We start from the raw sequence: 26,942 nt of genomic DNA on the forward strand, positions 1-26,942 counted from the left end.
ACTCCTGCCGCCGAGGGTGACACCGTGCCGCGCGACACGCGTGCACTCAGGACAGGTGGGCGGTGTCGGCCAGCGCCTGGGCGAGATCGCGGTGGCGGACCGCGAGCACGGGCGCGGGCGAGGCGACCGACGTCGCGGACAGGCGCTGGTGCAGCGCCTCGGTCAGCGCGACCGAGCGGTGTTGCCCGCCCGTGCAGCCCAGCGCCACGGTCAGGTACGAGCGGCCCTCGCTGATCGTGCGGGGCACCTGAAAGCGCAGCCACGACTCGATCCGCTCGAGCAGCTGCTTGGCGTCGTCTTGCTCGAGCACGAAGTCGCGGACGGCGTCGTCAAACCCACCGCGGGCGCGCAGCTCGGGCACGTCGAATGGGTTGTGCAGGAACCGGGCGTCGAACACCAGGTCGGCCTCGCTCGGCAGCCCGTTCTTGAACCCGAACGACATCAGGACCAGATGCAGCACCCCGCCGTGGGTCGCGTAGCGATCGCGGACCAGCTGGCGAAGCTGGCGCGACGACAGGTTCTCGGTGTCGATCACCGAGTCGGCCAGGGCCCGCAGCTCGCGGAGGCGCTCGCGCTCGATCCGGATCGCCATGCCGAGCTCGCCCAGCTCGCTCATCGGGTGACGCCGACGGGTCTCCGAGAACCGCCGGACGACGACCGCGTCGGGGGCCTCGAGGAACAACACCTCGATCGAGTGGCCGGCGGCGAGCAGCTGCTCGCGGACGCTGGCGAACGCGTGCAGGTGCTCGTTGGCCCGGGCGTCGACCCCAATCGCGAGCCGCCGCGGCCCATGGTCCGAGGTCTTGATCTCGACGAGCGCCGGCAGCATCGGGACCGGCAAATTGTCGACGCAGTAGTAGCCCAGATCCTCGAGCGCGCGCAGGCAGGTCGACTTGCCCGCGCCCGACAGCCCCGTGACCACGAGCAGCTGCATCACTCGACCTCGCCGAGCGAGATCAGCCCGGTGATCTGGCCCGAGACCTGCTTGGGGCTGCCCTCCTCGGGGGCGTCGGTCGCGGTCGCGGTCCCGGTTGTCATCGCGATGTGGGTGGCGATCTTCTCCTGGAATTCGCGGGCCGAGTCGATCCCGCGGAACTTCAGGATCTGGTTGCGGGCCACGACCTCGATCAACGACGAGATGTTGCGACCGGCTCGCAGCGGGATCCGGACCAGCGGGATGTCCACGCCCAGGATCGGCCAGTTGTTGTTCTCGGTCCCGAGCCGATCGTAGTCGTCCTCGTGCAGATCCGAGAGCTCGACCACGACCTCGATCTTCTTGTTGTCGCGCACGGCCGCGACCCCGAACAGGTGCGTGATGTTGAGGATCCCCATGCCGCGGATCTCCATGTGGTGCTGGTGCAGCTGGGTGGCCGCGCCCCAGATCGTGTCGGGTGGGCGGATCGTGACCTCGACGACGTCGTCGGCGACGAGTCGATGGCCGCGCAGCACCAGGTCGAGCGCCGCCTCGCTCTTGCCCACGCCGCTGCGTCCGATCAACAGCAACCCGACCCCGAGCACGTCGACCAGCACGCCGTGGATGTTCGCGCGCGGGGACAACAACTCCTCGAGCCGCCGGGTCACCCGCGAGATGAAGCTCGAGGTCATCAGCGGCGTGCGCAGCACCGGGATCCCGTGCGCGCGGGCCAGCTCCATCAGCGGCGGCGGCGGCTCGAGCCCGCGGGTCAGGGCCATCGCCGCGAGCTTGCGCTTGCAGTAGGACTCGAGCCCGGCGCGCGCCTCGGCCTCACCGATGCTGAGCAGGTAGTCGACCTCGGTCAGCCCCAAGACCTGCAGGCGATCGCCGTAGACGTGCTTGACGAAGCCCGACAGCGCGAGCCCGGGCTTTTGAATTCGGGGTCGGGTCAGCAGGCGGTCGAGCCCACCCCAGTCGGACAGGGTCTCGAGCTGGAGGGAGGCCGAGTCCTCGGCGATCAGACGGCTGACCTCCACGGCGGCGTCGCGGCGCATGGCGCAAGGGTGGCACGAACGACGCGGGGGTTACATCAGACCGCGCAGACGTCTCGGCAGCTCGCCGACCGCGGCCGTCTGCATGGCTTGGCGAGTGGTACTCGGCTGGACGCTGACTCGCAGCGGGAAAATAACGGCCATCGCGCGGGAATGACTGCGCCCGGGAGGCCCGGCGAGGTCCCGGGAGGTATTAGACTCGCCGGGTGCGAAATGAGCCCACGCGTGAGGACGCGACGCTTGCGCCCACTGGCTCGGAGTTCGGCTCGGAGTTCGGCTCGGTCGGTGGGCCTGGGTCGGACGACTCGCTCGGTGTGACCCACACGCGCGACGCGTCGGGCCCAGTCGCGGGCGCGAAGTCGGGTGGGCCCGAGATCGCGCCTGACAAGATCGCTCGGTTCGTCGTGCTCGAGCAGATCGGCCTCGGTGGGATGGGGGTGGTCTACGCCGCCTGGGATCCCACGCTCGACCGTCGCGTCGCGCTCAAGCTGGTGCGCGCGGATCGAGGCAGCGCCGACGCCCACGATCGACTGCAGCGCGAGGCCCAGGCGATGGCCCGGCTCTCGCACCCGAACGTCGTGTCGGTGTTCGACGTCGGTAGCCACGGCGAGTCGGTCTGGATCGCGATGGAGTACGTCGACGGGATGACCCTGCGGCGCTGGCTCAACAGCGAGGCGCGCAGCTGGGAGCGGATCCTCGAGCTGTTCCGCGCGGCCGGGGAGGGCTTGGCCGCCGCCCATCTCGCCGGGCTCGTGCATCGCGACTTCAAGCCCGACAACGTGCTCATCGGGACCGACGAGCGGGTGCTCGTCGCCGATTTTGGGCTGGTTCGACCGACCCACGACGGCTCGGCGCCCGGGCCCGCCGGCCCACCCGAGGACGACGAAGCCCAGGTAGACGCGCACGACCGAGCGCCGGAGGCCGAGCTCAGCTCGCTCGATCCAGATCTCACGGTCGGGGGCTCGACTCACGCGGCGACCGGCGTCACGACCCCAGCTGGGGCGCACCCGACCCCCGGTCGCGGTCGCGGCACCGCGCCGCTGACTCGGGCGGGCGCGCTGGTCGGAACCCCGCGCTACATGTCGCCCGAGCAATTTCAGCGCAGCCCCGCCGACGCTCGCTCGGATCAATTCTCGTTTTGTGTCGCGCTCTACGAGGCCCTCTACGGCTATCCGCCGTTCGCTGGAGCTCGCCTGTTCGAGATCATCACAGCCGTGACGCTCGGTGAGCCGCGTCCGCCACCACGAGACAGCCCGGTGCCAGCGAGCATCGGTCGCGCGATCATGCGTGGGCTCTCGCGCGAGCCGAACGAGCGCTTCGCCGACATGCGCGGCCTGCTCGACGCGCTGGCTGTCGAGGCGCCGCGAGACCAGCTCCATCGATGGCCGTGGTTGCTGGCGATCCTGGTCGCGGCGGGCCTGGCCGCGGCGTCGGCCGCGTGGCTCGTGACCAGCGGTGAACCCCAGCCGATCGACGTCTGCGAGAAAGGCCGCGCCCGGATCGCCGACGCGTGGGGGCCCGAGCCACGGGCCGCGCTCGCGCGCTCGTTCGGCGCGCTCGAGCTGAGCTACGCCGACACCAGCCTCGCGGCGGTCAGCGTCGGGCTCGACCTGTGGTCGCGCGAGTGGGCGGCGTACTACGCCACCACGTGCGCGACCCGGCACGAGCAGTCGTCCGAGCTCTACGATCTGCGCATGGCCTGCCTCGGGCAGCGGCTCGAGCAGGTCCAGGCGTTCGTCGCGCTGCTCGGGCAGGCAGACGCGGAGCTCGTGAGCGAGGCCCCGCGCCTGGTCACGACGCTGCCGACGCTGGACAGCTGCGCCGACGTCGAGGCGCTGCGGGCGATCGAAGCGCCGAGCGCCGAGCTGCTCGAGCCAGTGCGCGGGCTTCGGGAGGCGCTCGCGCGTGTGCAGGCGCGGCTCGAGGCCGAGCGCCTAAATGGGCTCGAGGCCGAGCTGGCGCGGGTGCGTGAGCAAGCTGAGCGGATCGGCTACGAGCCGCTGCTGGCCGAGCTCGTTGGCGCCGAGGCCGGCTTCGCCGGGATCTCCGGCAACCGCGAGCGCGAGCGCGCCCACTTGTTGCGCGCCCATGAACTGGCCCTCGGACTCGGCCATGATCGGCTCGCGCTCGACACCGCGCTGGCGCTGATCCAGGCCGACAATTTCGGCCCCAACGAGCAGGGGCTCGAGCTCGCGCGGCGCTGGTCGACGGTCGCCGCCGGGCTGTCTCGTCGCAACGGCCAGCCGGCGGACGCCGAGATCGAGCGGCGGCGCTCGCTGGGCCTGGTGCTCAGCCGCAACACCCACTACCTCGAAGCGATCGAGCAGCAGCGGGAGGCCGTGACCCTGTCCGAGCAGACCTACGGGACCGAGCAGCTGCGCACGGCCGAGGTGCGCCTGGCCCTGGTGATCGCGCTGGGTGAAGCGGGCCAGCTCGCCGAGGCCGGCACGCAGCTCGACGCAGTGGTCGGGGTGTTCGAGCGCGTCCTCGACCCCATGCACCCGTTGTTGCTCGGGCCGCTGCGCGCCCGCATGCTGCTGGCGCAGCAGGCCGGGGCGCTCGACGACGCGCTGATCGACGGACGACGAATGCAGAGCATCGCCGAAGCAGCCTTCGGGATCGCCCACGCGAGGACGCTTCCGACGCTGGAGGCGGTGGCTCAGATCCATGATCTGCGCGGCGATCACCTCGAAGCCCGCGAGCGCTTCGAGATGATCCTCGAGCGCAGCGGGCAGACGGCGACGCTGCAGTCGAAGCTCGGCATCAACACCGGGAACAGCCTGTGCTTCACGCTCTACAAGCTCGGCGAGCTCGCGCAGGCCCGCAGCATGTGCGAGCGGGCGCAGCTCGCGGCCGAGCGCGAGCGCGGGCCAGAGCACCTGATCGTCGCGATCATCCTCAACAACCTCGGCCTGATCGCGCGCGCCGAGGGTGACGCGCGCGGCGGGCTCGAGCATGATCGCCGCGCGCTCGCGATCTGCGAGGCCAGCGTCGGACCCACGCACCCGTACACCGCGTACTCGTTGATCGGCATCGGTCAGGGGCTGCTCGCGCTCGGTCAGCCTGACTCGGCCCTCGAGCCGCTCACCCGCGCGCGAGCGATCCGTGCCGAGGTCGGGGATCCCGGCGAGCTCGGCGAGGCCGAGTGCCTGCTCGCGCGCGCCCGAATCGAGAGCGACGTGCTCGAAGCTGGACCCGAAGACGGTGAAGACCCACCCCCGCGCGAGCTGGCGCGCGAGGGGCTGGTCAAGCTACGCGCGGCCGGACCCAACTGGATCCCCCACGCGCAGGCTTGCGAGCCGCTGGCGGCTCGACCGGACTGACGCTCACGCGTCTTCGACGTGACCGCGGGTCTCGATGAGCCCGTAGTCTTCGTCCATCCTGTAGATCACGTTGATGTCGCCGGTCTCGGTGTTGGTAAATACCAAGAACTGCTTGTGCATCAGGTTGAGCTGCATGACCGCGTCTTGCACGGTGAGCCGCTCGGCGCGGAACTCCCGCTCGCGCACGATGTTCGCGGTGGCCTCGTCGGCGACCGCTCCCGCCGCCTGTTCGGCGGCGCGGCGCCGCTCGGCCTCGACCATGGTCTCGGGCTCCTCGAAGGAATCACCGGCCAGCACGGTCTGGCGAACCCGCGCGATCTTGCCTTTGTGGGGCTTGTGCGTGGTGATGCGATCTTTGTAGCGCCGGACCTGCCGCTCCATCTTGGCCAGCGCCATGTCGATCGAGCTGTACATGTTCTCGGTGGTCTCCGACGAGTGCAGCTGCAGGCCATTGCGCAGCGTGACGTCAAACTGCGCGATGTGGTTGATCTTCTCCACGGAGAAGGTGCAGCTGACCTTGAGAGGATCCGAAAAGTAGCGCTTGATCTTGCTCAGGCGCTCCTCTGCGTAGTTGCGCAGTGCATCGGATGAGTCCATGTGGCGGAACACGAATTGGGTTTGCATGTAGTGCTACCTCCGTATGCCGAATTGATGTTCGACTCCCTCGACCTCGCGGCGGCCTTGGCTAATCCCAAAGCGGACCTCGAAGCGAGAGTAGTGGGTGAAAAGGGGGTTTTCAGCGCGGGCGAGGCTCCTCGCCCGCTATTGTCTTGACTGCCGGGCTCTGGGAGCTCGGGGTGGGGCGAGGTGTCGGGACAGGCGTGCAAGATGGCTGGCAGTTCGTGATGATCCTGATGATCCCGGTGCGCTCAGAATAGCTTACGTCGCTTTGAACTCGACAACAGGTGGAGCTGTTCTCGATATTTAGCGACGGTGCGCCGGGCGATCTTGATGCCGTCGTCGCGCAGCAGCTCGACCAGCTTCTGATCGCTGTAGGGCTTCTTGGTGTCCTCGCCGTCGACCAGACGCTTGATCTTGTCCTTGACGGCCTCGGACGCGAGCTCGCCGCCGCCGCGCTTGGAGATCCCCGCGTTGAAGAAGTACTTGAGCTCGAAGATGCCTTGCGGCGTGTGCACGTACTTGTTGGTGGTCACGCGGCTGACCGTGGACTCGTGCATCTCGATGTCTTCGGCGACGTCCTTGAGGATCAGCGGGCGCAGGTGCTGCGGGCCCTTCTCGAAGAACTCGCGCTGAAATTTGAGGATCGACTTGGTGACCTTGAGGATCGTGCGCTGGCGCTGCTGGATCGACCGGATCAACCACTGCGCAGAGCGCAACCGCTCGGTGATGTAGTCCTTGGCCTGGCCGCCGTCCCCCTTGCCCGGGCCCTTGCCGGCCGCACCCTTGCCGCTGCCCTTGCCCTTGGTGTCGGCGAGCATGGCGGCCTTGTAGTAGTTGGAGATCTTGAGCTTCGGCAGGCCGTCGTCGTTGAGGGTGACGAGGTACTCCTCGCCGATCTTGTGCACGTACACGTCGGGCGTGACGTACTGCGGCGACTCCGACACGAATTGGCGCGCCGGGCGGGGCTCGAGGCCCATGATGATCTTGGTGGCCTCGTAGACCTCTTCGAGGGCCTCACCGGTGTCGCGGGCGACGACGGGGTAGGCGCGCTTCTCGAGGTTGGGCAGGTGCTTGGCGATGATCGCGAGCACCAGCGGGTCGTCGATCGGGTGCTCGGGGTGGCGGGCCTGGATCCACAGCACCTCGGCGAGGTTGCGCGAGGCGATCGCCAGGGGATCGAGCTGCTGGACCCGGCGCAGGACCTGCTCGACCAGCAGCGTGGAGCAGCCGAGGCGGCGTGCCATCTGCGGCAGCGTGACGCCGCGCAGATAGCCAGACGGCGACAGGCTGCGCACGATGTACTCGGCGACGTCTTCCTCGAGGCTGCTGAAATTCGACAGCCGCACCTGCCACATCAGGTGCTCGACGAGGGTCTCCTCGTCGGCCATGGTCTGCTCGAGGCCAGGCAGGTCGTCGTCGGGGCGGACGGCGCTCGACGGCAGGGCGCCCGACAGCGAGTGGTGCTCGAGGTAGGCCTCCCAGTCGAAATTGTCGGCGTTGGGCTCGTCGGCCTTGACCTCTTGACTGGGCTGCTCGGCGGGCTTGCCCTCGCCCGAGTCGCCCTGCTGCTCGACGCCGTCTTGCATCTCCACGGCGGACACGGGCTCCTCGTTGGAGCTGCCCATCTCCTGGGACTCCTCGAGCAGCGGGTTCTCCAGCAGCTCGTTGCGCACCAGATCCTGCAGCTCCATGCGCGACAGCTGCAGCAGCTTGATGGCCTGCTGCAGCTGCGGGGTCATCACGAGCTGCTGCGACATTCGCAGCTCTTGGCGCATGTGCAGGACCATGAGGCACGATCACGTTAGCAGATCGGCTACACCACCCAAAGCGGGAAATCGGCTCGGGGTGCCCCGATCGTCGTCAAATCAGCGGGGCCGCTGGGCGCGGATCGTGATCGCGCGGCTGATTGCGCTTGCGGAACTAGCGAGAGGGTGTTTGGCGATCGCCGGAGACCGACCAGCCGACCGCCAGGATCAACCAGGATCGACCCTCAGCTACCGCGGAGCTTGGCGTGCTCGAGCGCCGCGCCGACGAAGGCCGTGAACAGCGGGTGCGGAGCGGTGGGCCGGCTCTTGAACTCGGGGTGAAACTGACAGGCGATGAAGTAGGGGTGGTTGCTCGCGGGCAGCTCGATCATCTCGACGAGCTTGGCGTCGGGCGACATGCCGCTGAGCACCAGGCCAGCCTCGCGCAGGGGCTCGCGGTAGGCGTTGTTGAATTCCCAGCGGTGGCGGTGGCGCTCGGACACGTGGGGCTCGCCGTAGATCCGCCGCGCCAGCGTGTTCTGGATCAGCTCGCAGCCGTAGGCGCCGAGCCGCATGGTCCCGCCCTTGTGCGTGACCTTCTCTTGCTCGTCCATCAGGGCGATGACCGGGTGCGCGGGGTTGTCCTCGAACTCGGTGCTCTGCGCGTCCTCGATCCCGGCGACGTTGCGGGCGTACTCGATCACGGCCAGCTGCATGCCCAAACAAATCCCAAAGAACGGGATCTCGTGCTCGCGGGCCCAGCGGATCGCCTCGATCTTGCCCGCGCTGCCGCGCTTGCCGAACCCGCCCGGGACCAAGATCCCGTCGAGCTCGGCGAGCAGCGAGGGCCCCCGGGTCGAGATCTGCTCGGCGTCGAGGAACACGATCTGCACGCCCGCGTTGTTGGCGATGCCGCCGTGGACCAGCGCCTCGGACAGGCTCTTGTACGACTCGTGGAGATCGACGTACTTGCCGACCACCCCGATCTTGACCTGGTTGGCGGGGTTCTTGATGACGTCGACGATCCGCCGCCACTCGTGCAGCTGCGGCTCGCGGCTCCAGATGTTGAGCAGCTCGCAGACCGCGTCGTCGAGCCGGCTCTCGTGCAGCGACAGCGGCACGTCGTAGATCGTCGCGGCGTCGAGCATCGGGATCACGTGGGCCAGCGCCACGTTGGTGAACAGCGCGATCTTCTCGCGGATGTCGGACTCGATCGGGTGGTCGGCCCGGCACACCAAGATGTCGGGCTGGATCCCGATCTCGCGCATCTTCATAACCGAGTGCTGGGTCGGCTTGGTCTTGATCTCGCCGGCCGTGGGCAGGTACGGCAGCAGCGTCAGGTGCACGAAGATCGCGTTGTCGCTGCCGAGCTCGAAGCGCAGCTGACGAACGGCCTCGAGGAAGGGCAGCGACTCGATGTCGCCCACGGTCCCGCCGATCTCGCAGATCAGCACGTCGGTGCCCTCGGCCGCGGTCAGGATCGCCTGCTTGATCTCGTTGGTGACGTGCGGGATCACCTGCACGGTCTGGCCGAGGTAGTCGCCCTTGCGCTCCTTCTCGAGCACCGCGCTGTAGATCTGGCCCGACGTGTAGTTGCTGTGTCGCGACATCCGGTGCGACACGAACCGCTCGTAGTGGCCGAGGTCGAGATCGGTCTCGCACCCGTCGTCGGTCACGAACACCTCACCGTGCTGGGTCGGGCTCATCGTGCCCGGGTCCACGTTCAGGTAAGGGTCTAGCTTCTGCAGACCAACGTTGAGACCACGGTTCTCGAGCAGCGCGCCGAGGGAAGCGGCGCACAGCCCCTTGCCAAGGGACGACACCACGCCGCCGGTCACGAAGATGAACTTGGTCCGCTTGGGGGAACTCTGCCGCCGCACGGGCGCTCGGATTGGCACGATCGGACAGCCGGGTCAAGCGCCGCGAGCTGACTCGCGGTCGACCCAGGTCCGCCGGCTCAGCCGCGGATCCGGACCGCTCGCTGCCACGCGGACATGTGGGGCTGATCAGCGCTCGCCGGGTTGCCCGAGCTGCGGCGGGCAGTCGCCACGCGTGAGACTACTGCGGCCGCGGCAGCCGCCGCCGCGCGTGAGTGATCCTCGGCGAGATCCGTCGCCTGGGTGAGCGCCGGATGAGCGTCGATGTAGTGAGTGTCAAACTCACCCGCGCGAAAGTCAGGCTCGGCGAGCACGCGCAGGTGAAAATTGATGTTGCACTCGATCCCGAGCACGACCGTGTCTTGCAGCGCCCGACGCATCCGCTCGATCGCGACGGCGCGGCTGGGCCCCCAGGTCACGAGCTTGGCGATCATTGGGTCGTAGTGGCTCGACACCTCGCTGCCCTCGCGGACCGCGGCGTCGACCCGCACGCCCGGCCCTTCGGGCCAGCGCAGGCGCAGCAGCGGCCCTGGGCTGGGCAGGAAGCGCAGCGCGTCCTCGGCGTAGATCCGACACTCGATCGCGTGCCCATCCAGGCGCACGTCGGCCTGCGAGTATCCCAGGGGCTCGCCCGCGCACACCCGGATCATGTCCCACACGAGGTCGCGGCCGGTGGTCATCTCGGTGACCGGGTGCTCGACCTGCAGCCGCGTGTTCATCTCCAGAAAGTAGAAGCTCGGCTCGCCGTGCTCGTGCTCCTCGAACAGGAACTCGACCGTGGCCGCGCCCACGTAGTCGACGGCCTTGGCCACGCGACAGGCGACCTCGCCCATCGCCTGACGGATCGCCGGGGTCATTCGCGGGCTGGGGGACGGCGCCTCTTCAATGACCTTCTGGTGCCGGCGCTGGACCGAGCAGTCGCGCTCGTTGAGGTACACGACCTGGCCGTGGCGGTCGGCCATCAGCTGGATCTCGACGTGGCGGGCGCCGAGCACCGCCCGCTCGACGAACAGCCGGCCGTCGCCGAACGCGGCCTCGGCCTCGCGCTGGGCCGCCGCGAACCCGCGCCGCAGCTGGTCGTCGTCGTTGACCACGCGCATGCCCTTGCCGCCGCCGCCGGCCGAAGCCTTGAGCATCAAGGGGTAGCCGATCTCACGGGCGGCCCCGAGCGCGGCGGCGACATCGACGAGATCTTCGCGGCCCGGCACCAGCGGCACCCCGGCCGCGAGCATCGCCTTGCGGGCCCGGACCTTGTCGCCCATCAGCTCCATCGCGTGGGCGCCCGGGCCAATGAACACGATGTTGGCGGCCTCGCAGGCGGCGACGAAGCTGGCGCGCTCGGACAGGAACCCGTAGCCAGGGTGGATCGCGTCGGCCCCGGTCTGCCTGGCGGCGGCGATGATGTTCTCGGCCCGCAGGTAGCTCTGGGCCGACGGCGTGGGCCCGATGTGGACCGCTTCGTCAGCTCCGGCGACGTGCGCGGCGTGGCGATCCCCGTCGCTGTAGACGGCGACCGTGCGGATCCCGTGCTCGCGGCAGGTTCGAAACACTCGCAGGGCGATCTCGCCGCGGTTGGCGACCAGGATCTTGCCAAAGGGGGGCTTTCGCTCGCTCACGCGAGCGGTAGCTTCGCGCGTGGCGGTGTCGGTGTCGAGCGCGTCGCCGGGTTCACGCGATCACGCGATCGCGCCTGCCAGCAACAAGTGCAGACGACGCAGATCGTGGTCGGCCTGTGGTGGAAACCAAAGCAGCGGGCGACCGACGAGCGGGACCTCGCTGGGCTCGGGCTCGGCGAGCTGACCGAGCTGGGCGCGGGCCAGCGAGCTGACCAGGTGATCGCTGCCCAGGCTGGGGATCTCGGTCGCGCTGCGCAGTCGCTCGCGCCGGGGCTCGCCGGCGAACGCGACGATCGTCAGGCGGCGCTCATGGCTGGGCGGCAGGCCGAGTCCGCGGGTCCGGGCCGAGCCCGCGCGATCGAGGCAGGGGACCGACGCGAGCAGGCGCAGCTCGTCGGTCGCGGGCTTGGGCGTGCGGGCGTACCCCGAGGTGATGACCGCGAGGCGCACCAGCTCGCCCGCGTCGCGGCCAACGAGGATCGACCCGATCCGGTGGAAGAACAGATCAGGCGGCTCGCGCCAGCCGAAGTACTCGGCGACCAGCGCGGCGACGCAGCGACGCCCGGTCTCGTCCACGCACCTGCCAAACAGGTCGAGCCCGCGGTCGATGCCATCGCGGACCCACGCCTCACGTGCGTGACGGGCCAACTCCTGGGCGAGGGCGGCCCCGGCCTCGAGCGCGCTGGCGCCGACCAACGCGCGGCCAAGCGCGACCGCGACGGCCGCAAAGAAGCGTCGGCTGCCCATCGCCTCGGCCTCACGGAGCGCATAGCTGGCGACCCGCTCGCAGATCTGTGCCGGCTGATCGTCGACGCTGAACTGCAGCTCGATCGGGGGCTGAGGCGCGAGACTCTGGGCAGCGTGCACCATGACGGTATCGACGGAATCGACGGGATCGACGGGATCGACAGGCGGGGCTCGTGTGAACGGGAGAACTCGAGCTCACGCGGCGTCTTCGGCGACCGACAGGCTGGTCTGTTGCTTGCCGCTCTTCTTGCGCGGACGACCGCGCTTTTGCTTGGGCGCGAGCTTGCGGGCGTCGAGCTTGATGTCGGCGAGCGCGGCGCTGAGCGCCTCGTCGCCCTCGGCGTAGACGCTGGCGTACGCGTGGGCCCGGCGAACCTGCTCGAGCAGCGCCGCCTGGCCATCGTCGAGGTTGTTGCGGGCCGCTTGCACGGTCTCGAGCGCGGCGCACAGCTCCGCGCGGCGCCGCTCGACCTCGCCCGCGACCTCGCGCAGGGTCTCGCGGTCGAGGTCAGGGAACTGAATGTCCGCGAGGGGGCCCTCGAACAGGTCCAGGACAGCCTGAACGGGGTCTGGGGGTGGGGCTGCGGCGGCTCCGGAGGATTTCGAAGAACTAGTCATCTGAACACCTGCGTCTGTGTTCAGGTGTTCTGCCAGGCTCCACGGGGGGTGTCAAGCCAAACCTGCCGCGCTCGGGGCTGCGCCGCTGCACGTTATCTGGTCTGGATATTGGCCCGAAGATCGAGCTGTCCGGCACGCGGTGATCCGAGGACGAGTCAGACGCCACAGTCGACGTTGCGCTCTTGCAGTCGGATCGCCTCGGCGTCGTCCACGATCACCGCCTCGGCCAGCAGCCAATTGAAGATCGCGTTGCCGATCGCCCGCTCGCTGCGGTCGTTCCACAGCCACACCGCCAGCGAGCAGACTGGCCCGTGCACGCTGCCGAACGCGAGCCGACGCATGGGCAGACCGCCGAACGCGACCGCCTCCATGTACTGCTCGCGCAGGTTCACGAAGCTCTGCCACTCGTCGAGCGTCGGCAGCTCGCGCTTGGCCTGGATCCGACCCTCGAGCGCGCCCGTCGCGACCTCGAGCGCGTCGAGCAGCTCGCCGTGCAGGCGTCGAGCCGCGCGCCCCAGCAGCTCGCTGTCGTCACCGAGCTGCCCGAGCTGCAGGTTGGCCGCGCGGACCAGCGCCAGCAGATCGTCCCGGACCAATTCGGCCAGCTGATCTGTGTGTTGTTCACCAGCGTGAGCGCCCAGCACCGCCGCTCGATCGAGCAGGCGGCGGGGCAGCTCGGGGTCGGCGAGCGCGATGTCCCACGCGCGCGCGAGCTGACCGAGGTCGTCGCGGGTGAGCCCGTTGGGGTCGCGGGTCAGGGTGTGCGCGTGCAGGGTCATCGCGGCGAGCAGCGGCTCGTCGCTCGGCAACGTCGGCGTCGATACCTTCGCGCGAGCCTGGCTCGCGCGCGGCGAGGCCGGGGTCGCGAGCGCGCGGCGCAGCAGCTCAGCGGTGGCGATCCGCCGGGGCGCGACCAACCACCGCCATCGCAATTCCAGGTTGCTCGGCAGCGGAGCGATGCCTGTCAGCCTGGCCGCGACCGCGCCCAAGAACTTGGTCGCGGACGCCTCGATCGGCGCGGTGCGGGCCAGAAACTCGACCTCTCGCCAGGCCCCACGCTCGACCGCCTCGGCGCAGAGCCACGTCCACGCCAGCGCGATCGCGTGGCGCGGCCAGGTCGGCTCGGACAGCTCGCCGGCGGATGACAACAACTGGCGGGCCTGATCTCGATCGCCGCGACCCTCGGCCAGCAGGCCCGCCGCGACGATGCCCGCGCCGCCCAGTCGCCAGCGGACCTCGCCGACCGGCGTGGCCGCCATCCGCCGCTCGATCCAGGCCAGCAGCTGGGGTGACACGCGGCCGCCCCGCTGAGCCCGCCGAGTCAACGCCCAGCTCGCGGCCACGAGCGCGCCGCCCCGCACGTCGCGGCGCCACACCCAAAAGCTCAGCCGCGTCACCGCCCAGGCCAGCTTCACGCGGCCACCCGGGATCAGCAGTCCACGCGCGATCGGCCAGGGGAACAGCACGATCGCGGTCGCCAGCGTGAACCCCAGGGCGACGAGCGCGGACCCCCAGTCGCCCGTCGTGATCGCCTCGATCAGCAGCCCGATCTCGAGCATGAAGACCGGTCCGAGGATGAACCACACCAACCACGCGGCCACGCCCCCCGACGCGACCGCTGCGTTTGGCTTGTGCTTGCCGCTCCCGGTCGCCGCCAGCACGGCCACGATCAGGCCGGCGAAGATGGCCGGGTTCACCGCTCGCTCCAGTCGCCAAACCCCAGCACGCGCAGGGCCGGAAACGGGCGCAGATCGATCGACGCCGGGCCTGACTCGAGCTCTGGATCCGGCCCGTCGAGTCCGTCGTCAGCGGGCGCCGCCGGTCCGGGCGATGTCGGGTCGAGCGTGGCCCACAGCTCGTGGAGCAGCCGCCGGTTGGGATCGCGCAGCTCGGCCATCGCCGCGCGCACCAGCTGGGACGAGCGCGGGTGTTCGCCGAGCGGCGAGCGATAGCGCAGCGCCCCCGACAGCTCGAGCTCCAGCATGCCGATCAGCTTTTGTCCCTGGCGCTCGACGTCGGCCCGCGAGCAGTCGGGCCGCAGCTCGAGCACATAGAAGGGATTGTGTGCGAGCCGCTGCCACGCCGCGTCGCCGTGCTCGTCGCCGCCATGCCCACGCGCGTGCTTGGACCGGTCGGCCATCGCCTAGCGCACTCCCGAGTCGAAGCTCTGTCGGCGCGTGCTCACGTCGGCGGGCAGCAGTCGCCAGAGCCGCTCGGTGACCCGACGCAGCGCCTGGTTGTCGTCGCGGGCGAGCGCCTGACGACCCTCGCGGACCAGCGACTGCGCGAGCGGGAGGTCCGTGGCCGAGTCGGCCTTCGAGGCGGCGTCCTCGAACAGGTACTCCCAGGTCGAGGGATCCCGGTACCACGCGGTCTCGCCCAGCTGATTGGCCAGTCGCAGCTGGCGCTGGAGCTCGCGGGGATCCTGCTCGCCCGCGGCCCGATCGATCGCGTCGCTGACCTCCTCGAACAATTTTTGCTCGCGGGGGGTGCCGTACTGACTGATGCAGGCCGAGGCCCACGTCATGGTCCGGACCTTGCGCTCCTCGAGCTCGGGCCAGCGCTTGACCTGCTCGACTTGCTCGAGCTCGGCGTCGAGCTCGAGCAGGCTGCGGCGCGCCCGTTGGCCCGCGTCCTCGTTGCCGCCGCGCGTGGCCTCGAGGTCACCCTCGACCTCCGCGAGTCGCTGCTCGACCCGATCCAGCGCGCCGAGCATCTGCGGCGTACCGTTGCGAAACGCGTCGCCGCGCAGGGTCACCAGCCGCGCCCGCATGGTCTCCGCGATCGCCTGCAAGACCTCGGGATCGGCGGCCGGGACCAGCAGGTGCGCGACCTCCTGGAACACCTGATCGAGGCTGGGGACCAGCGCCCGGGCCGACAGCCGACCGCCGCGATCGAGCTCGAGGGTCAGCTCGACCTCGGCGCCAGCCGGGAGGCTAGCGGTGATCTCGGTGCTGGGTATCTCCAGGGTGCCGACCAACCGGCACAGGTGCGCGCGGTCGTACTCGCCCTGGACCACGGGGATCTTGAGCACGCTGTCCTCGGTGCCCTTGGCGACCGACTCCACCGTGTTGTGGGTGAAGGTCCGCTTGGCGGGCAGCGGAGTCCCACGCTCGAAGTAGACCCGGACCGCGTCGTTGGCCAGGGCGACCCCGATCGTGCGCGACAGCGGTGGATCGCTGATCGTCACGCCCTGCACGATCGTGATCGTGGGCGGATCGACAGGCACGGGGTTGCCGTCGGCGTCGCTCGCGACGAGCTTGAACACGTTCGACTTGCGCGGGAGCAGGTCGACCCCGAGCACGAAGCCGCCCTCGTGATCGACGGCGGTCGACTGGCTGTGCCACAGCCCATCGCCGCGGTGGAGCTCGAGGTTGACCGGCTTGGGTCCGGGCCCGTCGACCACGCGGCCGACCACGTGGGGGCTGAGATCCGAGGACACCGCCGGGAACTGCAGCCACAGCCGACGCCCGCGGTGCTTCGACGCGGTCAGCTCGGCCGGGCGGGCGTCGAGGTTGGCGGTCGCGGCATAGATCGCGGCGCCCTGGGCGACCAGCGTCATCGGATCGTGGCCCTCGGCGATCGCCGCCCCGAGCATGCTGCCCACGCGATCGCGCAGGAACGGCATCATGGTTGGGCCGCCGACAAATACGATGCGATCGAGCGACCCCGGCTCGACCCGATGTTGGCTCAGCAACCGGCGGCAGACCTCGACCGATCGCTCGACCAGGCCGCCGCACAGGGTCTCGACCGTGCCCCGATCGATCTCGAGCTCGATCTCGATCGCCTGCCCGTCGACCTCGAGCTCGCCGGCCGGGACCAGGACGGCCTCGGCGCTGCGCGACAGCTCGATCTTGACCTCTTCGGCGGCCTGCTTGATCGCCCGGATCGCCCCGGCGTGGGCCGGATTGGCCCGACTCAGCTGCACGCCGTCGCGCGCGTTGACCTTGGCGATCGCCCAGTCGACGATCGCCCAGTCGAAGTCGCGTCCGCCCAGGAAGTTGTCGCCGTCGTGACCGACCACGCGCAGGAACCCGTCGGCGGTCTCGAGCAACGACGCGTCGAAGGTCCCGCCGCCGAGGTCGTAGACCAGCCATGCGCCGCCGTCGTCTTCGGCTGACCAGCCGGCCGCGAGCGCCGACGCGATCGGCTCTTGCAGCAGCTCGACCCGCTCGAACCCAGCGAGCTGGGCGGCCTCGGAGGTCGCCGCGCTCTGGGGCAGCTCGAACAGCGCGGGCACCGAGATCACCGCGCGGATCGGCGCGAACCCAAACTGATCTTCGACGTCCTTGCGCAGCGACGCGAGGATCATTGCGGCGAGCTCGGCCGGTCGCCGGGTCAGCTTGGGCCCCGGAAACTCGAGCGCCTTGCCGGTTCCCATCAAGCGCTTGAACTCGTTGTGGGTGTTGGCAGGGTCGCGCTCGATGAAGCGCCGGGCCTTGGCCCCGACCGTGACCCGCTCGCGGGCGTCGATGCGCACGACCGAGGGGGTCAAGTTGCTGCCTTGGCTGTTGCGGACCACCCGGGTCTGGTCGCCGTCGAACACGGCGGCTGCAGAGTTGGTGGTCCCGAGGTCGAAGCCGACGTAGAGGGGCTTGTCCGACATGCGTGTGCGACCTTGCCCGTCCACTGCGGGCGTCTGTGAAGGGGGGCGACCAACCCTAGCACGCGCGGGGGCCGACGCCGGTGGGCCGATCGCGCGCTCGCCGGGTCGTGAACGACAATTTACACGGAATTCGGGGTGACGACAGCGGGCTGGCCCGCCGCGGAGGTCATCTGAACTTCAGAAATTGGGGTGGTGGTTGGGGTAGGGTCCGCGCGATGGCAGACGGTCATTCGCGAGACCCCAGCGCTGGCGCACAGGAGCCGGCTCACGCTCGGCTTCCGAGCTTCGCCACGGCCACGGCGACTCGACACCGGGCCCGGCTCGCGGGCATGAACCCCAACTATTGGTACCCGCTCGAGTGGAGCGACGCGGTCAAGCCTGGCGACGTGGTCGAGACTCGGTTTTGGGGCCAGTCGATCGCGCTGTACCGCGGCACCGACGGCCGCGCGCGCGCGGTCGAGAATCGCTGCGCGCACCGACAGATCAAACTGACCATGGGCCACGTGCGCGAGTGCGAGCTCGTGTGCCTCTACCACGGCTGGAGCTACGACGAGGGCGGCCGACTCGTCGACATGAAGCACGACCACTTCGGCAAGAAGCTGCCCGTGCTGTCGATCCGCGCCTATCCAGTGCGTGAGCGCTACGGCCTGATCTGGGGCTACATGGGCGAGCCGGCCGCAGCCGAGCGCGTGCCGCTCGTCGAGATCGAGCACGGCGACGGCGAGGACAGCTGGGCCGCGATCCGGTTCGACTACACCTGGAAGGCCCACCACTACATGGTCATCGACAACCTGTGCAACCTGACGCACCTGTACGTGCACGGTCGCTGGGTTCCGTACGACCAGACCACGCTGACCCATCACTCGCTCGACGGCGATCGGCTCGAGCTCAACTGGCACCACACGCTGCGGCGGGATCCCGGCTTGTATGGCGTCTACAAGCAGGTGTTCGGGTCACCGGGCTCGCGCGAGACCAGCGAGACCCACATGGTCTACGACTACCCGTACCAGCGCGCGCTCTCCAACGATCGGATCCGATCGTGCAACTTCATGCTGCCGCAGGCGCCCGATCGGACCCGGGTGTTCTCCGTGCAATTCTGGAAGGCGCCGCAGCTGCCCGTGCTCGGTCGCCCGGTCCCGCGCGCGCTCATGAGCAAGCTGTGGGCGCCGGCGGTTCGGCCTGTGACCAAAGAGATCTTTCGCCAGGACGGCGCGACGGTCGAGGGCGAGCAGGACGCGATCATGGGCGAGCACTTCGACCGCCCGATCCCCGAGCTCAACCCGTCGGTCCGGCTGTTCGAGCGGCTCACGATCGAGCGCTGGCAGGCGCACCTCGACGCGCCCGCACACGCTGGCGACGCGGGGCTCTGCACTCGCGTCAAGCGGCTGTGAGCGCGCCCTCGCGCCAGCCTGCGCGCTTTGCTATGTAGCCGACCGTGCCCGCCCAGCCCCAGCCGACGCCGTTCACTCGCGACACCGGAGCCACGGTCCCGCTGATCTGCGGGGCGATGTATCCCTGCTCCAACCCCGAGCTCATCGCCGCGGTCTCGGCCGCCGGGGGGATCGGTGTGGTCCAGCCGCTGTCGATGATCTACGTGCACAAGAAGGACTTGCGCGAGGGTCTGCGGCAGATCAAGCGCGTGACCTCCAACCCGATCGGCTTCAACGCGATCGTCGAGGCGTCGTCCAAGGTCTACGAAGATCGGATGCGCAAGTGGATCGACATCGCGCTCGAGGAGGGCGTGCGCTTCTTCGTGACCGCGCTCGGCAACCCGCGCTGGGTCGTCGACAAGGTCCATGCGTTTGGCGGCGTCGTCTACCACGACGTGACCGAGCGGAAGTGGGCACAAAAGGCGCTCGATGGCGGCGTCGACGGGTTGATCTGCGTCAATCGTCGGGCCGGCGGGCACGCGGGCCAGCTCGATCCTCGCCGGCTCTACGACTCGCTCGCCGACCTCGGCGTGCCGCTGGTCTGCGCGGGTGGGATCGGCGACGAGCAGCGCTTCGTCGACGCGCTCGATCTCGGCTACGCCGCCGTGCAGCTGGGCACGCGCTTCATCGCAACCACCGAGTGTCGGGCCCACGACGACTACAAGCGCGCGATCGTGCGGGCCGCCGCCGAAGACATCGTGCTGACCGAGCGCATCTCCGGGGTTCCGGTCGCCGTGATCAAGACCGACTACGTGCGGGCGATCGGCACCAAGGCGGGTCCGGTCGCCAGGCAGCTGCTCAAGCACCCCAAGGCCAAGCACTGGATGCGCACCTTCTACTCGCTGCGATCGATGTGGCAGCTGAAGAACGCCTCGCTCGAGGGCACCAGCTATCGTGACTATTTTCAGGCCGGGCGCAGCGTCGATGGGATCGCCGCGGTCGAGCCGGCTGGCGCGATCGTCGAGCGCTACGCGGCCGCGTTGATCGCCGCGCAGACCCCAGATCTGTCGGCCGAGGCCCCACTCGCCGAATAGCGCTCAGCGGCAGCTCGCGTCGCCGGGCGGGCAGGCGAAGCGCACGTGAAGATGGTCGTGGTGGTTCCACAGATGCCGAACCACCCGCCCGTCCGCGCCGCGGCCATCGGGGTACTCGAACACCTCCGCGAGCTGCTCGACGGTCCAGCCATCGCGGCGCGCCGCCGGGTACAGCAGCCGCTGGATGTCGTAGTCGAGGTAGACCAGCGCGACTCCGCCCGGCTGATCGGCGAGGCGCACGAACCCCTCCAGCAGGTCCCAGGTCGCGGCGACGTCGAGGTTCTCGCGGGTCGCGGGGACAAACTCGGCGGGGTAGCTCGCGGGGGCGTCGACGAAGTAAAAGCCCAGGTCGATGTCGCGGCCCGACTGGTGGGTGCGGTGCCCGGTCAACGGTCCGCCGGTCTCGGCCGACAGGTCACCAATCGCGAGGCGATGCACGCCAGGTCGTTGGTTTCGCACGGCCTCGACCACGCGGACCGTGTGCGCGACCAGGTGCTCGCTCGCGTAGGTCCGAGGCAGGCGGCGGCGGTAGTAGGCGGCGCTGTGGGGCAGCTGCGTGGGATCCTCGAGCCGGCCGTCGTCGACCTTGCCGTGGCTCTGCCCGCTGCGCACCAGCGAGGCGCCCGCGTCGCGAGGCAGGCGCAGCCGCTGGCCCACCCGGATCAAATTGCTGTCGAGATCGTTGTGCTTGCGCAGGGCCGCGACCGTGGTCGCATATCGAGCTGCGATCGCCTCGAGTGAGTCGCCCTCCACGACCACGTGCTCGCGCAGCTTGGGCCCGGTGCAGCTCGGCAGCCGGATCTCGGTGCCGAGCACCAGCGCGTCCTCGCGGGTCATGTCGTTGGCTTTGCGCAGCTGCGCGACCGTACAGCCGTGGGCCTCGGCCAGCTTCCACAGCGAGTCGCCCTTGACGACCACGTGGGTCGCCCCGCCCGCGTGGGCCGACGCGGCCGCGCCACTGGACATCAGTGTGGCGGCCAGAACCACGAGCGAGCACCGACTGGGCCAACGCATGCGTCACGGTCGGACAAGATCGCAGTGTCGAGCAAATTTTTGGCGAGCCTGCGCTGAGCCTGGGTTCAGTCGTCGCTGACGTCGTGCAGCCCCAGGGCCTGGAGCCGGGACCGCAGCCGCCCACGCGTGATCCCCAGCCGCCGCGCGCTCGCGCTGATCGACTGACACTCGGCCATGACCGACGGCAGGTAGATGCTGTCGACCAGCATGTGCAGATCCTCGTACTCGTGGTTCTTGTCGTCGTCGAGCGCCTTGGCCAGCTTGTAGCCCCAGCCGTTGGGCCGGCCGAGCGTGAGATCCTCGGACCGGATCACGTGGTCGCGGCACACGAACGCTGCCCGGCGAATCGCGTTCTTCAGCTCCCGCACGTTGCCGGGCCAGTCGTAGGTGGCCATCAGGGTCTTGGCGTCGTCGGCGAGGCTGACCCGCTCGCCGTGATCCTGGGCGATGACATCCAAGAACCGCTCGGCCAGCGCGATCACGTCGATGCTGCGCTCGCGCAGCGGCGGCAGGCGCAGCGACGCGACGGCGACCCGGTGAAACAGATCCTCGCGAAACCGACCATTGCGGACGTCGGCCGAGAGCTCGCGGTTGGTCGCCGCCACGACCCGGACGTCGACCGTCCGCAGGTTGCCGGGCTCGCCGAGCCGCGCGACCTGCCGACGATCGAGCGCGCGCAGGAACTTGACCTGCAGCTCGGCCGACAGCTCGCCGATCTCGTCGATGAACAAGGTGCCGCCGTGGGCCTGCTCGAACAACCCGGGCTGGTCGTGCTCCGCGCCCGTGAACGCGCCGCGTCGAAACCCGAAGATGCTCGCGTCGGCCAGCGTAGAAGGCAAGGTGCTGCAGTCGAGGATCACGAACGGCGCGTCGCGTCGCAGCGACAGATCGTGGATCGTCCGGGCCGTGAGCTCCTTGCCCGTGCCGGTCTCGCCCTGAATCAGCATGTCGAGCGGGGTTGGGGCCAGCTTGGCCAGCGCGACGAACAGCTCGCGCATGGCCAAGCTCTCGCCGAACAACAGGCCGCACTCGGACTCGGCCGCGATCTCGACGTCGACCTCGCCGATCTCGACGAGCTCGATCGCGCAGCCGCCGGCCGAAAATTTGTCGCCGCGGGTGAGCACGATCCGCCGGACCCGCCGGCCTGCGTACCAGGTGCCGTTCTTGGCGCCCAGGTCTTCGAGCTCGACGCCACCGTCGACGACCCGCAGCGAGAAGTGGACCTTGCTCACCGATTGATCGCTGATGACCACGTCCGCCGCGCGGCTGCGCCCGAAGGTGATGGTTGGTCCGTTGGCGAGGGGGAACTCCGCGGTCTCCCCGTCGAGCAGACGAACCCGCAATTGCCCGGCCCGCCGCGCGGTCTTGGTGCTACCGGAGCCAGTGGTTGGCTCGGTCAGGTCGGCGTTGGTCGGTTTCGCAGCCATCGTGGTGTGGTGGGCTTTTGTGCTGGGGTGGGCGCGAGGATCAGAACCGACCCTGAACGGTCAGCGCGGCGCCGTTGTTGGTGGTCAGGCCGACACCAGTGATCCCCGCAGTGGGTGCGGCCCGACGCTTGTGTAGCACGCTGAGATCAAGCGCCAGCAAGACATTGCCGATCACCATGACCCCCAGGCCCGCGCCCAGCAGCCCCACGCCAGCGGGTCGATAGTCAGTGATGGCGAGCACGGGGGCGCCTGGCTCACTGGTGACGACGGCCCCGCGGTGCAGCACGACGACGCCGGCGATCGCCGCCCCGAGGCCGAGCGCGCTCGAGGCGATCCCGGCGTAGCCGACCGGGCCCAGCGGCGCGACGCGGCTTGGCACGACCGGCGCTTGCGGGCACTCGACCTCCTCGACCACGTCGGGATCTGGTGGGGCCGCGGCCGCTCGGGCCTTGCGGGCCTGCTCGACAGCTCCCGGGAGCAGCGCGAGGCTCTCCGCCGCGACTTCGCGGGCCGTGCAGCGCAGGCAGACGTCCTCTTGGGCCTCGCTGATCGTCTCGCCGTCGAACTCGACCGAGGAGCTGATGAGGTACACCGAGCTCTGGCCCTTCGGCTGTGAGACGCTCGCTCGGATCACGAGGTCTGGCTCGCCCTCAGTGACGAGCGTGAACGCGTGGGTCTTGGCGAGGGCCTCGAGCTCGGCTTGGGCTTGCGAGCGCACGTCGGGCTGCAGGTCCTTGGGCAGACCGTCGACCCCGAGCTCGAGCGCGACCGTGAGCGGGGGAGACTCGGATGGTGCGGTGTTTGTGACAGGATCCTGGGCCGAGACGGGGGTCGCGACGCAGAGCGATCCGAGCGTCAGCGCGGCGATGAAGGGAGCACGGAGGACGTTCATGGTTAGAGCGTGACCTTTAGCAGGTACAGCTGTTTGTTTGGACCACTATGGCCGATGGCGACCGCGAAGCCCTGCTCCGAGACGGCGACATCGAACAGCGTGGTGGGTTGCTCCTCACCGCTGTAGGTGAGCTCGTGCAAGTTGCTTCCTGCGGTCGAGTGCCAGCTCAGCAGGCCGACCTGTTCCTCGCTGTCATTGTACGTGTACCCGGCGACGACCGTGGTGCCGTTTGGCAGCGCCGCGATCGCGGTACCGGGGGCAGCCACGCCGCTCGGGGGGTGGGCTTTGAACCACTGTTCAGTGCCATCGAGGGCGAACTTTTGAATCCGAAAGTTATGTTCGCCGCTGACCGACGAGTTGCCGAGCAGGAAGGCGTTGCCTGCTTGATCGACCGCAATGTCGGCTTTCGTGCCGCCGCTGAAGATCTCCGACACCCACAGCTGGTCGCCCGTAGCCGAGTAGCTGTGGAGCCTGAACGAATTGGACTGCAGCGCCCAGATCTGGCCGTCCGGTCCCGTCGTGACGGAGCTGAAGCTGGCGCCGTTGTCGTACGCGTACGACCAATTGACGTCACCGTTGGCCGCGAAGTGGTAGAGCAGCGGATCGCCGTCGGTCTCTCCCGCGGCGACGATCGAGCCCGCCTCGTCGATGGCGACGTCGTATACGGCTGACGGATCGAGCGGGATGGTGCCGACCCAGTCGTAGATCCCGGTGGCCCTGTGGTAGCGAACTTGCCCCTTCGTGGCGAGCTGGCCACCGATCACGAACGCGTTCGCGTCGGACTGCGAGACCGCGATGCTGGGGTTGCCGCTGGTCACCATTGGCGTCTCATCGGTCCACAGCACCTCGCCGTTGTCGTCGACCTCCATCAGCCCGCGCTGGGGATCCTCGCAGGTGTACACGATGTTCACGCTGCCCGTGGAGGTCACCGCGAGCGCGGCGTCGGTGCAGTGCTTGAACTCGTAGATCTTGCTCCACACCACCGTGCCCGGCAGCGTGCAGTTCCAGCCACACGTGTCGCCGCTCTCCGTGTTGCCGTCGTCGCAGGCCTCGTCGAGCGTGGCTTGCACGATGCCATCGCCACAGCTTGGTAGGTTGCAGGTGTTGCTGCACTCATCGTCGTCGACCTCATTGGCGTCATCGCACTCTTCTTCGGCCTCTACGATGCCGTCACCGCATATCGGGTCGGCGCCGGCCGATTCTTCCGACTCGTCGCCCGCGGCTGACTGACAGCTGTCGTCTTCCTCCGCGTACGCCCCGCCTCCGCAAGGGCTGTAGCACTCGACTGGGGGGAGCTGCTCGACGCAGCCGTACGCGGGGGCGGTCTCCGAGCACTCTTCGGTGGGGCCGATGCAGAATGGGCGTGCGTCGCCGTAGCGGTCTGCGCAGGTGAGGTCGCCCTCGGCGTAGTGGCAGTGGGCTGGGTTCGCGGATTGATCGGAACGGCAGCCCGCGGCTGTGGTGCACGCGAACGCGAGGAACAAGAAGTGGTGGGGTCGGACGCGGGGGGTCATGACGTTGGAGGTAGCGGGGTAGTGTCGGGACGGTCGGGATCCGTCACGGTATTCCGTCGGCGCCCGCGAAATCGGGGGCGTTGTGGGTGGTCGGGCGTGGGTCGCCGTCAATGTCGGTGGTCAGGTCGCCGGATTGCCAGGTCGCGGCGGTGTCGATGACGGCTGGGTGCGTGTTGGAGAGGTGGAAATCGCCGGCCGCGTAGTTATCGAACCAGGCCGACATAAACGGCGATTCGGCATTGCCTGGGAACTGCGAGTTGTCCTCGACCACGCTCGATTCGATGCTCGCCGCCGCGCACTGGACCTCTGGCTCCGCCGCGGGAGACACGAGGATGGAATTGCGCACCGTTACCTCGGCACCAGGGCCGCAGCCGAGCGCCCTTGGGTCGACATCGAGTTTGGTACCCGCAACGAGGGTTGAGTAGAGCACGTTCGCCGCGCCATCGATGATATCTACCGCCGCCACGTCGGTGACGTTTCCGCCGACGAACGAGTTCTCGAGGAACAGCGAACCGCCGCCGTCGACGACGATGCCGCCGCCGGAGTTGTTCACCACGTGCGAACCCTCAATCCAGGCACCGCCGCCTGCGATGACGATTCCCGTACCGCCGTTTGCGGTGTTTGAGATGGTGACGCCTCGCATGAATAGGCTTCCCGCATTAGCGACGGTCAAGGCGGCGGTGGCGGATGTTCCTCGCAGGACTGGGGTCTCGCCGGGGGCAGCAAGTATGGCCACGCTCAGCTGGACCATATTGGACTCATCAGGGTACACGAACGGGGGCGAGTTCACCTCGTGAAGGATGATGAGCGAGTTCGAATCAACGGCGGTCAACGCCTGGCCAAGCGTGCAATACGGCGTAGCCTCAGCCCCCCCGCCCCCTGGGTCGCAATTCGCATTGTTGCTGCCGTTCACATGCACGATGTTAGCAGGAACAACACAGCTCCCCTCCGCCAAGTTGCACGCACTACCAGCACACTGTTCATGATCCGAACACCCAACGCACTGATTCATCTCCACATCACAGATCGGCGTAGCCCCCACGCACGCCTCCTCCTTATCAACGGCACAAGCCACGCAGACCCCGGCCTCACAGACCGGCATGCTCGAGTCCAGCCCGGCGCACGAACCATCCGCATCATCGGTCCCGGCACAGTCCACGCACAACCCACTGCTGAGGTCACAAAACGGCGCCAGCGGATCAACGCAGTCGGCCGGCCCACTACAGAGGGTGTCGCCGTCGCCGTCCCCGGTAGGGTCGCCATCCCCGTCCCCATCGCCGGTGGGGTCCCCATCGCCGTCGCCAGCGACGACGCAGCTGTCATCATCGAGAATGTTCTTGTCCCCGCCGCAGGCGTAGTTGCACTCAGCGGTAGGCTCGTCCTCCACGCATCCGCCGAACCCCTCACCGCTGGGGTCACACTCGGGGGTCGTGCAGTACGGGCGCGCGTCGCCGTACCGATCAGCGCAGGTGGCCGCACCGTCCGCGCTGGTGCAGTGATCAGGGGCTGGGGCTACGTCAGTACAGCCCACCACCACGCCAGCAGCGAAGGCCAGCAGTGAGGCGGTGAGCGCGACGGCGAGATTGGCGTTAGATTTCGTCATGACGTGGGTGCGGGGTGTTTGGCGGCCGAGAACTTGTCACGGAAGGACGTCGGCGCCCGCGAAGTCGGGGCCGTCTTGAGTCGGGCGTGGGTCGCCGTCGATGTCGGTGCTGGGGTCGCCGGATTGCCAGATCGCGGCGGTGTCGGTGGCGGCTGGCTGACTGCCGGAGAGGTGAAAGTCGCCGGACAAGTACCCGTCAAACCAACCGACCTCGACATCTCCGAGGGCGACATTGTCACCGACGAGCGCCTCGAGAGCACTTGCGCTAATCGAGACGTTGGGGCAGTCAAGCTCCGGATCAGAGTGGGTGCTGGTGATGAGACTGTTGCGGACGGTGCTCATGGTGCCGTCGCTACATTCGAGCGCCGGACCGCCCAATACGGCCGGAAGGCCCATCGTGACGTACAGCAGATCAAAGGTTCCGTTGGGAACGCGAACGGCAGGACTATCTGCCGAGCCGCCGACGAAGCTGTTCTCGAGGAACAGCGAACCTCCGCCGTCGACGACGATGCCGCCGCCGGAGTTGTTCACCACGTGCGAACCCTCAATCCAGGCACCTCCGCCTGCGATGACGATTCCCTCGCCGCCGTTTTGTGTGCCCGAGATGGTGACGCCTCGCATGTACAGGTTGCCCGCATTAGCGACGGTCAGGGCGGCGTTGCCGCCTGTCCCCTCGACAACTGGGGTCTCGCCTGGCGCCGCAAGTATGGCCACGTCGAGTTGTACTGAGTTGGATTCGTTGTAGACCTGTGGCCCGGTCAGCATCTCGTGAAGCACGATCAATGAATTCGAATCCACCGCGGTCAGAGCTTGGCTGAGCGTGCAATACGGCGCCGCGTCAGTTCCTTCGCCATCCGCGGCGCAGTTCGCGTCGCTGGTGCCGTTCACATGCACGATGTTAGCAGGATCA

General features: G+C 68.8%; 20 protein-coding genes. 3 read left to right on the forward strand and 17 right to left on the reverse strand.

What is annotated here, in order from left to right; all coding sequences use genetic code 11:
• Window positions 1-46: 46 nt before the first annotated feature.
• Together rapZ and hprK are read right to left on the reverse strand one after the other, a co-directional pair.
• Entirely contained in the window at window positions 47-934 is an 888-nt protein-coding gene (gene rapZ, locus ENSA7_RS30810) for an RNase adapter RapZ (protein ID WP_106092974.1), read from the reverse strand.
• Entirely contained in the window at window positions 934-1,968 is a 1,035-nt protein-coding gene (gene hprK, locus ENSA7_RS30815; protein ID WP_106092975.1) for an HPr(Ser) kinase/phosphatase, read from the reverse strand. The genes rapZ and hprK overlap by 1 nt, the downstream gene beginning before the upstream one ends.
• Window positions 1,969-2,171: 203 nt before the next feature.
• On the opposite strand from hprK, the gene ENSA7_RS30820 reads away from it, so the two are divergent.
• Window positions 2,172-5,288, forward strand: a complete 3,117-nt coding sequence (locus ENSA7_RS30820; protein ID WP_106092976.1) for a serine/threonine-protein kinase — start codon at window positions 2,172-2,174, stop codon at window positions 5,286-5,288.
• A 3-nt stretch (window positions 5,289-5,291) separates the two neighbouring features.
• Here ENSA7_RS30820 and hpf read toward each other — a convergent pair whose 3' ends face one another.
• The 9 genes from hpf to ENSA7_RS30865 form a co-directional block, all read right to left on the reverse strand.
• Window positions 5,292-5,912 carry a ribosome hibernation-promoting factor, HPF/YfiA family gene (gene hpf, locus ENSA7_RS30825; RefSeq protein ID WP_106092977.1) on the reverse strand — a complete coding sequence of 207 codons (621 nt, stop codon included), beginning with the start codon at window positions 5,910-5,912 and terminating at the stop codon, window positions 5,292-5,294.
• Between the two features lie 245 nt (window positions 5,913-6,157).
• The gene (gene rpoN, locus ENSA7_RS30830; RefSeq protein WP_106092978.1) at window positions 6,158-7,696 is read right to left on the reverse strand and encodes an RNA polymerase factor sigma-54; all 1,539 of its coding nucleotides are present in this window, start codon (window positions 7,694-7,696) and stop codon (window positions 6,158-6,160) included.
• Window positions 7,697-7,899: 203 nt separating this feature from the next.
• Window positions 7,900-9,534 carry a CTP synthase gene (gene pyrG, locus ENSA7_RS30835; protein ID WP_106092979.1) on the reverse strand — a complete coding sequence of 545 codons (1,635 nt, stop codon included), beginning with the start codon at window positions 9,532-9,534 and terminating at the stop codon, window positions 7,900-7,902.
• A gap of 77 nt (window positions 9,535-9,611) precedes the next feature.
• The gene (locus ENSA7_RS30840; protein WP_106092980.1) at window positions 9,612-11,147 is read right to left on the reverse strand and encodes an acetyl-CoA carboxylase biotin carboxylase subunit; all 1,536 of its coding nucleotides are present in this window, start codon (window positions 11,145-11,147) and stop codon (window positions 9,612-9,614) included.
• 60 nt (window positions 11,148-11,207) lie between these two features.
• Window positions 11,208-12,017, reverse strand: a complete 810-nt coding sequence (locus tag ENSA7_RS30845; protein WP_106092981.1) for a hypothetical protein — start codon at window positions 12,015-12,017, stop codon at window positions 11,208-11,210.
• Between the two features lie 72 nt (window positions 12,018-12,089).
• On the reverse strand, window positions 12,090-12,512 hold the full coding sequence (locus ENSA7_RS30850) for a hypothetical protein (RefSeq protein WP_106092982.1): 423 nt from the start codon (window positions 12,510-12,512) through the stop codon (window positions 12,090-12,092).
• Window positions 12,513-12,667: 155 nt separating this feature from the next.
• The gene (locus ENSA7_RS30855; RefSeq protein WP_106092983.1) at window positions 12,668-14,209 is read right to left on the reverse strand and encodes a hypothetical protein; all 1,542 of its coding nucleotides are present in this window, start codon (window positions 14,207-14,209) and stop codon (window positions 12,668-12,670) included.
• Complete coding sequence (locus ENSA7_RS30860) at window positions 14,206-14,652, reverse strand: hypothetical protein (RefSeq protein ID WP_106092984.1); 447 nt, start codon at window positions 14,650-14,652, stop codon at window positions 14,206-14,208. Before ENSA7_RS30860 ends, ENSA7_RS30855 begins: the two co-directional genes overlap by 4 nt.
• Window positions 14,653-14,655: 3 nt before the next feature.
• Window positions 14,656-17,118: an Hsp70 family protein gene (locus ENSA7_RS30865; protein WP_106092985.1), complete on the reverse strand. Its 2,463-nt coding sequence runs from the start codon at window positions 17,116-17,118 to the stop codon at window positions 14,656-14,658.
• A gap of 215 nt (window positions 17,119-17,333) precedes the next feature.
• Between ENSA7_RS30865 and ENSA7_RS30870 the strand changes: the two genes are divergently transcribed.
• Both ENSA7_RS30870 and ENSA7_RS30875 read left to right on the forward strand, forming a co-directional pair.
• A complete protein-coding gene (locus ENSA7_RS30870) occupies window positions 17,334-18,509 on the forward strand; it encodes a Rieske 2Fe-2S domain-containing protein (protein WP_106092986.1) in 1,176 nt (391 codons plus the stop codon).
• Window positions 18,510-18,553: 44 nt separating this feature from the next.
• Window positions 18,554-19,582: an NAD(P)H-dependent flavin oxidoreductase gene (locus tag ENSA7_RS30875; protein ID WP_106092987.1), complete on the forward strand. Its 1,029-nt coding sequence runs from the start codon at window positions 18,554-18,556 to the stop codon at window positions 19,580-19,582.
• 3 nt (window positions 19,583-19,585) lie between these two features.
• Here the strand turns inward: ENSA7_RS30875 and ENSA7_RS30880 are convergent, their stop codons facing one another.
• From ENSA7_RS30880 to ENSA7_RS30905, 6 genes are all read right to left on the reverse strand, one after another.
• Window positions 19,586-20,548 (reverse strand): penicillin-insensitive murein endopeptidase, encoded by a 963-nt coding sequence (locus tag ENSA7_RS30880; RefSeq protein WP_181234278.1) that lies wholly within the window; start codon window positions 20,546-20,548, stop codon window positions 19,586-19,588.
• A 113-nt stretch (window positions 20,549-20,661) separates the two neighbouring features.
• Window positions 20,662-22,023, reverse strand: coding sequence for a sigma 54-interacting transcriptional regulator (locus ENSA7_RS30885; RefSeq protein WP_106092989.1), 1,362 nt, complete (start codon window positions 22,021-22,023; stop codon window positions 20,662-20,664).
• A 40-nt stretch (window positions 22,024-22,063) separates the two neighbouring features.
• Window positions 22,064-22,915, reverse strand: a complete 852-nt coding sequence (locus ENSA7_RS30890) for a hypothetical protein (RefSeq protein WP_106092990.1) — start codon at window positions 22,913-22,915, stop codon at window positions 22,064-22,066.
• Window positions 22,916-22,917: 2 nt separating this feature from the next.
• On the reverse strand, window positions 22,918-24,429 hold the full coding sequence (locus ENSA7_RS30895) for a DUF4215 domain-containing protein (protein WP_106092991.1): 1,512 nt from the start codon (window positions 24,427-24,429) through the stop codon (window positions 22,918-22,920).
• A 43-nt stretch (window positions 24,430-24,472) separates the two neighbouring features.
• Window positions 24,473-26,032 (reverse strand): right-handed parallel beta-helix repeat-containing protein, encoded by a 1,560-nt coding sequence (locus tag ENSA7_RS44400; protein WP_181234279.1) that lies wholly within the window; start codon window positions 26,030-26,032, stop codon window positions 24,473-24,475.
• A gap of 36 nt (window positions 26,033-26,068) precedes the next feature.
• Complete coding sequence (locus ENSA7_RS30905; RefSeq protein ID WP_106092993.1) at window positions 26,069-26,920, reverse strand: right-handed parallel beta-helix repeat-containing protein; 852 nt, start codon at window positions 26,918-26,920, stop codon at window positions 26,069-26,071.
• Window positions 26,921-26,942 lie beyond the last annotated feature (22 nt).

Source organism: Enhygromyxa salina, assembly GCF_002994635.1.
Taxonomy (GTDB): Bacteria; Myxococcota_A; Polyangia; order Nannocystales; family Nannocystaceae; genus Plesiocystis; species Plesiocystis salina_B.